This is a genomic window from Streptomyces sp. NRRL WC-3626, from assembly GCF_000718785.1.
GTDB lineage: Bacteria > Actinomycetota > Actinomycetes > Streptomycetales > Streptomycetaceae > Streptomyces > Streptomyces edwardsiae.
Genome location: NZ_JOCA01000036.1, coordinates 25,415 through 33,089 on the forward strand (window position 1 = coordinate 25,415; position 7,675 = coordinate 33,089).

The following is a 7,675-nucleotide window of genomic DNA, read 5'->3' on the forward strand; positions in this document are numbered from 1 at the left end:
TCAGCTCGGTCCTGCCTTGTATCCGACACCACGGACGGTCACCACGATCTCGGGCTTCTCCGGGTCCTTCTCGACCTTGGAGCGCAGCCGCTGCACATGCACGTTCACCAGACGGGTGTCCGCCGCGTGGCGGTAGCCCCAGACCTGCTCCAGCAGCACCTCACGCGTGAACACCTGCCACGGCTTGCGGGCGAGCGCGACCAGCAGGTCGAACTCCAGCGGTGTCAGCGCGATCGACTGCCCCTCCCGCTTCACGGAGTGACCGGCCACGTCGATCACCAGATCGCCGATGGCGAGCTGCTCCGGCGCCGGCTCCTCCGACCTGCGCAGCCGCGCCCGGATACGGGCCACCAGCTCCTTCGGCTTGAACGGCTTCACGATGTAGTCGTCGGCCCCGGACTCCAGGCCCACCACGACATCGACGGTGTCGCTCTTCGCCGTGAGCATCACGATCGGCACCCCGGACTCCGCCCTGATCAGGCGGCACACCTCGATGCCGTCCCGTCCGGGCAGCATCAGGTCCAGGAGCACCAGATCGGGCTTGGACTCGCGAAAGGCGGCCAGCGCCTTGTCGCCGTCGGCTACGAAAGACGGCTCAAAACCTTCACCGCGCAGCACGATGCCGAGCATCTCGGCCAGTGCGCTGTCGTCGTCGACGACAAGGACTCGTCCCTTCATAAACGACATCATCCCATTAGCTAATCGTTACCTGGCGTGACCTGGCACACAGCGTGGCCAGAGCCTCGGTTGTCACGGGCGAAACGGCACCCTCTTCGGTGACGATCGCCGTCACCAGCTCCGGTGGCGTCACGTCGAACGCCGGGTTGTACGCCTGGGTCCCCAGGGGCGCCACCGGAATCCCCCCTCCTGCCTCCATACCGGCCACCGGCACCTGCGGTGCCGTGACCTCGGTCACCTCATGTCCGGGGCGCTGCTCGACCTCGATGGACGCCCCGTCCGGCGTCCCCGGGTCCACTGTCGTCACCGGCGCCACCACGATGAACGGCACATGGTGGTACCGCGCGAGCACCGCGAGCGGATAGCTCCCCACCTTGTTCGCCACCGAACCGTCGGCCGCGATGCGGTCCGCGCCGACGAGCACCGCGTCCACCTCGCCCGCCGCGAACAGCGATCCCGCCGCGTTGTCGGTGAGCAGGGTGTACGCCATGCCGCTGCGTGCCGCCTCGTATGCCGTCAGGCGAGCACCTTGCAGCAACGGACGCGTTTCGTCCACCCACAGCCGCCGGAGCCGCCCCGCGCGGTGCGCCGCCAGCGCCACCGCGAAGGCCGTCCCCTCGCCTCCCGACACCAGCGAACCGGTGTTGCAGTGCGTGAGGATCCGGTGCCCGCCGCCGGGCAGCAGTTCGTCGAGGAGCGCCAGCCCGTGCCCGGCCATCCGGGCGCTGGCCTCGGCGTCCTCCCGGTGCAGCCGCCGCGCCGCGGCCAGCGCGGCCCCGGCCGCCTGCCGGGCGTCCCCGCCTCCCGTCAGTGCCGCCTGATACGCCGCGTGCGCCCGCCGCACACCGACGGCCAGGTTCACCGCGGTGGGCCGGGCACTCTCCAGCGCCGCCGCCGCGTCGTCCACGTCGTAGCCCCGTACGGCGGCGAGCGCGACGCCGTACGCCCCGGCGATGCCCAGCAGGGGGGCACCGCGCACGGCGAGCGAGCGGATCGCCTCCACCAGCGCCGGCGCGTCCGTACAGACGAGTTCGACCTCCTCTGCGGGCAGCCTCGTCTGGTCGAGAAGCACCAGGACGGGGCCTTCGGGTGGCTCTTCCCAGCGCAGTGCCGGGATCTCGGTCGGCCGTTTGTCGTCGCCGCTGTCCGCGTACTGATCAGCCATGCGGCCAGTCTGCCCCCTCTCGCGCGGACAATTGAAGGCAAGCGGCCCTCACCTCGGCAGGTCACCCGATGACCACCCCATGGCACGATGGCAGCCGAACTGCCGCCGCGACCGCGGACGGGCACCGTGAAGGAGCGACGATGAACGACACTCCGGGCTGGGCCTCGCCCGGATCCGCCCCGTCCGACGGACAGGAACCGGGCAGCACGCCCCGCCCTGCCGAGCCCGCCGACCAGCCGCGACAGCCGGGCCAGGCCCCGCAGGACCCGGGCGTGAAGTGGTCGAAGGAACAGCCACCGCCCGCCCAGTGGTCCGCGCCCACCGGCCCCGGCCAGTCCGCCCCGCCCCCGCCGCCCGGCCCGGGCTGGGGCGCCCCGCCCCCCGGCGGCCCCGGCGGCGGCCCCGGCGGTGGCCCCGGAGGTCCCGGCGGCTGGGGAGGAAACTGGGGTGGCGGCTGGGGCGGCCCCCCGCCCGCGGCCAAGCCCGGCGTCATCCCGCTCCGCCCGCTCGGTGTGGGCGAGATCCTCGACGGCGCCGTCTCCACCATGCGCACCTACTGGCGCACGGTCCTCGGCATCTCGCTGACCGTCGCCGTCCTCACCGAGGTCGTCGTCGTGCTCCTCCAGGGCCTCGTCCTGGACAACGCGGCCACCGACGCCCTCGACGACCCCAGCGCCACCCTCGGCGAACTGGCCGACGCCATGGGCAACGCCCTGGTCAACTCCGGCGTCGTCTTCCTGATCACCCTGGTCGGCACCGTCGCCGCCACCGCCCTGCTCACGACCGTCACCAGCCGCGCCGTACTCGGCCGGTCGGTCACCACCCGCGAGGCCTGGCACGACGCCCGCCCCCAGACCCTCAAGCTGTTCGGCCTGATCTGCCTGCTGCTGCTCATCACCGCCGGCATCATGACCGTCGGCGCCCTGCCCGGCTTCCTCGTGACCCTCGCCGCCGGCGGCGAGGCGGGCATCGCCCTCACCGTCCTCGGCCTGATCTGCGCCGGTGTCCTCACCCTGTGGCTCATGATCCGGCTGTCGCTGGCCTCCCCCACCCTGATGCTGGAGAAGCAGGGCATCATGAAGGCGATGAGCCGCTCCGCCAGGCTGGTGCGCGGCTCCTGGTGGCGGGTCTTCGGCATCCAGCTGCTCGCGACGATCATCGCGAACGTCGTCGCGTCGATCATCGTCATCCCGTTCACCTTCCTCGCCGCTGCCGTCGGCGGCGGCGGCGTCTCCGGCTTCCTCGACAGCGCCGGCGGCGACATCGGCTGGACGTTCCTCATCATCAGCGGCATCGGCTCGGTCATCGGCTCCATGATCACGTTCCCGATCACGGCCGGCGTCACCGTCCTCCTCTACGTCGACCAGCGCATCCGCCGCGAGGCCCTCGACCTCGAACTGGCCCGCGCCGCAGGCGTCCAGGGCCCCGGCGCCACCCCGGGGAGCTGATGCGGTGACCGCCACGGGGGAACCGCTCACATCCGTACAGGCGCTGCCCACGGCCGCCGACTCCGCCGTACGCCTGCTGCTGCGGGGCGACGGCGAGCCGCCCGTCACCGTCCCGCGCGACCCCGCGCGGGACGCGGCCCGGCGCGAACTGTCCAAGCGCATGTACCACGAGAACGACCCCAGCTGGTTCCAGCAGGCCCTCGACGCCTTCTGGGAGTGGGTCGACGAGCTGTTCAGCACCGCCGCGAGCGCCGCACCCGGCGGCACACTCGGCCTGGTCGTCGTCATCGCCGCCGTGATCGCCGTCCTGGGCGCCCTCTGGTGGCGCCTGGGCACTCCACGCCGACAGCCGGCCACAGCCCCCGCACTCTTCGACGACCGCCCCCGCAGCGCCGCCGAACACCGCTCGGCCGCCGAGGCCCACGCCGCCCAGGGCCACTGGAACCAGGCCGTCCAGGAACGCATGCGGGCCGTCGTCCGCGCCCTGGAGGAACGCGCCCTGCTCGACACCCGCCCCGGCCGCACCGCCGACGAGGCCGCCGCGGAGGCCGGCCGCGCCCTGCCCGCCCACACCACCCGGCTGCACGACGCCGCTCGAGCCTTCGACGACGTGACGTACGGCGGCCGCACCGCCACCGAGCGGTCGTACCGCCTGCTCACCGAACTCGACGGCGACCTGGAACGCACCAGGCCACAACTCGCGACCGCCGGCGGCAGCACGGCCGACGACGCCCGCCGGGGGGCCGCCGGATGACGACCGAGGTCACGCTCCCCTCCACCTCGGCCTCGCCCACCGCCCGCCAGGTGTGGACCCGCACGCGCGGCATCGCCCTCGCGCTGGTGCTGCTGCTGGCGGCCGCCGTCGCCATCGCCGTGGTCCGCTCCGACGCCCGGCACGGCGAACTCGACCCGCGCTCCGCCGACCCCTACGGCAGCCGCGCCGTCGCCGAACTCCTCGCCGACCGCGGCGTCGGCACACGCGTGGTCACCACCCTCGACGAGGCCACCGCCGCGGCCGGCCCCGACACGACCCTCCTGATCGCCGTCCCCGATCTCCTGACCCGGCCTCAGCAGTCCCGGCTGCACTCCGCGACCACCGCATCCGGCGGCCGCACCGTCCTCGTCTCGGCCGGCAGCGCCTCCGTCGAACGCCTCGCCCCCGGCGTCACCGCCGACCCGGCCACCAGCTTCGACTCCACGCTCTCCCCCGACTGCGCCCTGCCCGCCGCCCGCCGCGCGGGCACCGCCGACACGGGCGGCATCCGCTACACCACCACCCACCTCGACGCCGACGAGTGCTACCCCAGCGAACGCCTCGCCACCCTGCTGCGCATACCGGCCCCCTCCGGCGACGGCGACACCGTCCTCCTCGGCGCCCCCGACATCCTCCTCAACGACCGCCTCGACGAGCACGGCAACGCCTCGCTCGCCCTCCAACTCCTCGGCTCCCGCCCCCATCTGGTCTGGTACCTCCCCTCGCTCGCCGACGCCTCCGCCACCTCCGGACAGGGCGAGCGCGACTTCTTCGACCTGCTCCCCTCCGGCTGGCTCTGGGGCACCCTGCAACTCTTCGTCGCGGCAGCCCTGGCCGCTCTGTGGCGGGCACGCCGGCTCGGCCCCCTGGTGCCGGAAAAACTCCCCGTGGCGATCCGCGCCTCCGAAACCGTCGAAGGCCGCGCCCGCCTCTACCGCAAGGCCGACGCCCGCGACCGCGCGGCCACCGCTCTTCGCTCCACCACCCGCACGCGCCTGGCTCCCCTCGTCGGCGTCCCCGTCTCCCAGGCGCACGCGCCCGAGACCCTGCTCCCCGCTCTGTCCGCCCACCTCCGGGGCGACGGACAGCCCCTGCACACCCTCCTCTTCGGCCCGCCCCCGAGCGACGACGCAGCACTCGTCCGGCTCGCCGACCACCTCGACGCCCTCGAAAGAGAGGTACGCCGTCCATGATGGACCCGACCACTGACAACGCCGCGCACACCGGGGACCCGGCCGCCGCCCGGGCCTCCCTGGAAGCCCTGCGCGCCGAGATCGCCAAGGCCGTGGTCGGCCAGGACCCCGCGGTGACCGGCCTCGTCGTCGCCCTGCTCTGCCGCGGCCACGTCCTCCTCGAGGGCGTCCCCGGCGTCGCCAAGACCCTCCTCGTCCGCGCCCTCGCGGCCACCCTCGAACTCGACACCAAACGCGTCCAGTTCACCCCCGACCTGATGCCGAGCGACATCACCGGCTCGCTCGTCTACGACGCCCGCACCGCCGAGTTCTCCTTCCAGCCCGGCCCGGTCTTCACCAACCTCCTCCTCGCGGACGAGATCAACCGCACGCCCCCGAAGACCCAGTCGTCCCTGCTGGAGGCCATGGAGGAACGCCAGGTCACCGTCGACGGCACCCCGCGCCTCCTCCCCGACCCCTTCCTGGTCGCCGCGACCCAGAACCCGGTCGAGTACGAGGGCACCTACCCCCTCCCCGAGGCCCAGCTGGACCGCTTCCTCCTGAAGCTGACCATCCCCCTGCCCTCCCGCCAGGACGAGATCGACGTCCTCACCCGCCATGCCGGAGGCTTCGACCCTCGCGACCTGCGCGCCGCCGGCGTGCGCCCCGTCGCGAACGCCGCCGATCTGGAAGCCGCCCGCCGCGCGGTCGCCGAGACCACGATCTCCCCCGAGATCACCGCCTACGTCGTGGACATCTGCCGCGCCACCCGCGAGTCGCCCTCCCTCACCCTCGGCGTCTCCCCGCGCGGCGCCACCGCCCTCCTGGCGACCGCACGCGCGTGGGCCTGGCTGACGGGCCGCGACTACGTCATCCCCGACGACGTGAAGGCCCTCGCCCTCCCCACGCTCCGTCACCGCGTCCAGCTCCGCCCGGAGGCCGAGATGGAGGGCGTCACGGCCGACTCGGTCATCAACGCGATCCTCGCCCACGTCCCCGTCCCCCGCTGATGGCCCTCACCGGACGCGCCGCGCTGCTCGCGGCCCTCGGCTCGCTCCCCGTCGGCATCTGGGAACCCGGCTGGACGGGCCTCCTCGCCGTCAACGCGCCCCTGGCGGTGGCCTGCGCCTGCGACTTCGCCCTGGCCGCCCCCGTACGCCGCCTCGGCCTGTCCCGTTCCGGCGACACCTCGGTACGCCTCGGCGACACCGCCGACGTCACCCTGACGATCACCAACACGTCCGGCCGCCCGCTGCGCGCCCGCATCCGCGACGCCTGGCCGCCCAGCAGCTGGCAGCCCGGCACGGAGGTGACGGCCTCCCGCCACCGCCTGACGATCCCAGCGGGCGAACGCCGGCGCGTCATGACCCGTCTGCGCCCCACCCGCCGCGGCGACCGCCACGCCGACCGCGTCACCATCCGCTCCTACGGCCCCCTCGGCCTCTTCGCCCGCCAGGGCGCGCATCGGGTGCCCTGGACGGTCCGTGTCCTGCCGCCCTTCACCAGCCGCAAGCACCTGCCGTCCAAACTGGCCCGCCTGCGCGAACTGGACGGCCGCACCAGCGTGCTGACCCGGGGCGAGGGAACGGAGTTCGACAGCCTGCGCGAGTACGTCCCCGGCGACGACACCCGTTCCATCGACTGGCGCGCGACCGCCCGCCACTCCGCGGTGGCGGTACGCACCTGGCGTCCCGAACGCGACCGGCACATCCTGCTCGTGCTCGACACCGGCCGCACCTCCGCGGGCCGTGTCGGCGACGTGCCCCGCCTGGACGCGTCCATGGACGCCGCCCTGCTCCTCGGCGCTCTCGCCTCACGCGCCGGCGACCGCGTGGACCTCCTGGCCTACGACCGCCGTCTGCGCGCCCTCGTCCAGGGCCGCGCGGCCGGCGACGTCCTTCCGGCCCTCGTCAACGCGATGGCCACGCTGGAACCCGAGCTCGTCGAGACGGACGCCCGGGGTCTGACGGCGACGGCACTTCGCACGGCGCCCCGACGGTCCCTGATCGTGCTGCTCACGACGCTCGACGCGGCTCCCATCGAGGAGGGTCTGCTGCCTGTTCTGGCCCAGCTGACCCAGCGCCACACGGTTCTCCTCGCCTCGGTGGCGGACCCGCACATCGCCGCGATGGCCAAGGCACGCGGAAACACGGACGCGGTGTACGAGGCAGCGGCGGCAGCCCAGGCTCATGCGGAACGCAAGCGCACGGCGGAACAGCTTCGCCGTCGTGGCGTCACGGTTGTGGACGCGACCCCCGAGGAACTGGCTCCGGCCCTCGCGGACGCCTATCTGTCTCTGAAATCGGCGGGACGTCTGTAATTCAAGGGAGGGGGTCGGCTCCTTTGGGGCCGCACCGACTCCTGAAACGCAGAAAGCCCCCGTGCCGAATGGCACGGGGGCTTTCTACAATGATTGTTCGGCGGCGTCCTACTCTCCCACAGGGTCCCCCCTGCAGTA

At 73.4% G+C, this 7,675-nt stretch carries 7 protein-coding genes; 5 read left to right on the plus strand and 2 right to left on the minus strand.

All coding sequences use genetic code 11. The annotated features are described in order from the left end of the window. Entirely contained in the window at window positions 1–690 is a 690-nt protein-coding gene (gene mtrA, locus IF28_RS0134900) for a two-component system response regulator MtrA (RefSeq protein WP_199809088.1), read from the minus strand. A 4-nt stretch (window positions 691–694) separates the two neighbouring features. Continuing rightward, on the minus strand, window positions 695–1,843 hold the full coding sequence (mtnA, locus tag IF28_RS0134905; RefSeq protein WP_030229245.1) for an S-methyl-5-thioribose-1-phosphate isomerase: 1,149 nt from the start codon (window positions 1,841–1,843) through the stop codon (window positions 695–697). A gap of 140 nt (window positions 1,844–1,983) precedes the next feature. Between mtnA and IF28_RS0134910 the strand changes: the two genes are divergently transcribed. The 5 genes from IF28_RS0134910 to IF28_RS0134930 are packed head-to-tail and all read left to right on the plus strand — an operon-like array spanning window position 1,984 to window position 7,537. Then, window positions 1,984–3,291: a DUF7544 domain-containing protein gene (locus IF28_RS0134910; protein WP_030229247.1), complete on the plus strand. Its 1,308-nt coding sequence runs from the start codon at window positions 1,984–1,986 to the stop codon at window positions 3,289–3,291. Window positions 3,292–3,295: 4 nt separating this feature from the next. Further along, window positions 3,296–4,045, plus strand: coding sequence for a DUF4129 domain-containing protein (locus IF28_RS0134915; protein WP_030229250.1), 750 nt, complete (start codon window positions 3,296–3,298; stop codon window positions 4,043–4,045). Continuing rightward, a complete protein-coding gene (locus tag IF28_RS0134920) occupies window positions 4,042–5,238 on the plus strand; it encodes a DUF4350 domain-containing protein (RefSeq protein WP_030229253.1) in 1,197 nt (398 codons plus the stop codon). Before IF28_RS0134915 ends, IF28_RS0134920 begins: the two co-directional genes overlap by 4 nt. Continuing rightward, complete coding sequence (locus IF28_RS0134925) at window positions 5,238–6,227, plus strand: AAA family ATPase (RefSeq protein ID WP_106982210.1); 990 nt, start codon at window positions 5,238–5,240, stop codon at window positions 6,225–6,227. Before IF28_RS0134920 ends, IF28_RS0134925 begins: the two co-directional genes overlap by 1 nt. Then, window positions 6,227–7,537 (plus strand): DUF58 domain-containing protein, encoded by a 1,311-nt coding sequence (locus tag IF28_RS0134930; protein WP_030229255.1) that lies wholly within the window; start codon window positions 6,227–6,229, stop codon window positions 7,535–7,537. Before IF28_RS0134925 ends, IF28_RS0134930 begins: the two co-directional genes overlap by 1 nt. Window positions 7,538–7,675: the final 138 nt, after the last annotated feature.

Coding starts and splice junctions, on each gene's coding strand:
- mtrA (WP_199809088.1), bottom strand. CDS start 690: ATGATGTCGTTTATGAAGGGACGAGTCCTTGTCGTCGACGACGACAGC.
- mtnA (WP_030229245.1), bottom strand. CDS start 1,843: ATGGCTGATCAGTACGCGGACAGCGGCGACGACAAACGGCCGACCGAG.
- IF28_RS0134910 (WP_030229247.1), top strand. CDS start 1,984: ATGAACGACACTCCGGGCTGGGCCTCGCCCGGATCCGCCCCGTCCGAC.
- IF28_RS0134920 (WP_030229253.1), top strand. CDS start 4,042: ATGACGACCGAGGTCACGCTCCCCTCCACCTCGGCCTCGCCCACCGCC.
- IF28_RS0134925 (WP_106982210.1), top strand. CDS start 5,238: ATGGACCCGACCACTGACAACGCCGCGCACACCGGGGACCCGGCCGCC.
- IF28_RS0134930 (WP_030229255.1), top strand. CDS start 6,227: ATGGCCCTCACCGGACGCGCCGCGCTGCTCGCGGCCCTCGGCTCGCTC.